Below are 757 nucleotides of genomic sequence, written 5' to 3' on the forward strand. Positions count from 1 at the left end.
GCAGGGGGCAACGGGGCGCGGGGCTGGTGTTGCCCTGCTTGGCCGTCTGAAAAACCCAATAAAGCGGCGGTTTCGTTGGCGGCGGTGGCAAAGTCGTAACCAAACACCAGCATAAGCAAGTCAAAGCCGCTGCCGCCGTCGGGGGTGCATTGGTTGCAGATAAACGCGCCCGTGCCTTGATAATCGGTGTAGCGGTAGCGGTCTTTGCCGCCGCAATAGGGGCGGGCAATGTTTGCGGGGGTTAAGGTATTCGCGGGGAATGCCAAGCGCGGCATGGATTTCAGGCCAGCGGCCAGCGGCGGCGGCTTTCAGGTCGGATAGGTCGTAACGGCGGTTATTCATGGCCTGCCCCGCTTTCTGATACGGGTTCATACACTACGGCGGCAAGCGGGTTTTCCGTCCAATCGGCAGGAATGGCGGCGGTTTGGCTTTGGCCGTCTGAAACGGTGTTTATCAATACGGCAGGCGGCGTGGTGTGGACGCGGGCGGGTTTGGCGGTGCATGATGAAAATGCAAGGGAAACCATGCAGGCGGCTAATGTGCCTGTGAAAATGGCGGCGGTTTTGGCGGCTTTAACGGCTTGCTTGTCTTGGCGGGTTGTCATGGCGTTTGCCTTTCGTGTGCTGCCTGTTTGTCAATTCCATTCCAAAACTGAGCCACAGTTGTGGTCTAAAATTGAGCCACCCTATGAGCGGTGTTTCATCCGGTAAGAATCATTGCCCGTCTCAAAAATATCGCAGCAATAAGTCAGACGCTC

At 57.2% G+C, this 757-nt stretch carries 2 protein-coding genes; both read right to left on the bottom strand.

Annotated elements, in window-relative coordinates:
* Positions 1-275: primase-helicase zinc-binding domain-containing protein (locus tag IR141_RS12635; RefSeq protein WP_305080186.1), on the bottom strand; the 275-nt coding region annotated here is incomplete at its 3' end.
* Positions 276-334: 59 nt separating this feature from the next.
* On the bottom strand, positions 335-604 hold the full coding sequence (locus IR141_RS12640) for a hypothetical protein (RefSeq protein ID WP_135037793.1): 270 nt from the start codon (positions 602-604) through the stop codon (positions 335-337).
* Positions 605-757: the final 153 nt, after the last annotated feature.

This window comes from Neisseria sp. 19428wB4_WF04, assembly GCF_015235335.1.
Classification (GTDB): domain Bacteria; phylum Pseudomonadota; class Gammaproteobacteria; order Burkholderiales; family Neisseriaceae; genus Neisseria; species Neisseria musculi.

What these genes read in the sequence shown, in the direction of transcription:
- IR141_RS12640 (WP_135037793.1), bottom strand. Translation starts at nt 604, where the DNA reads ATGACAACCCGCCAAGACAAGCAAGCCGTTAAAGCCGCCAAAACCGCC.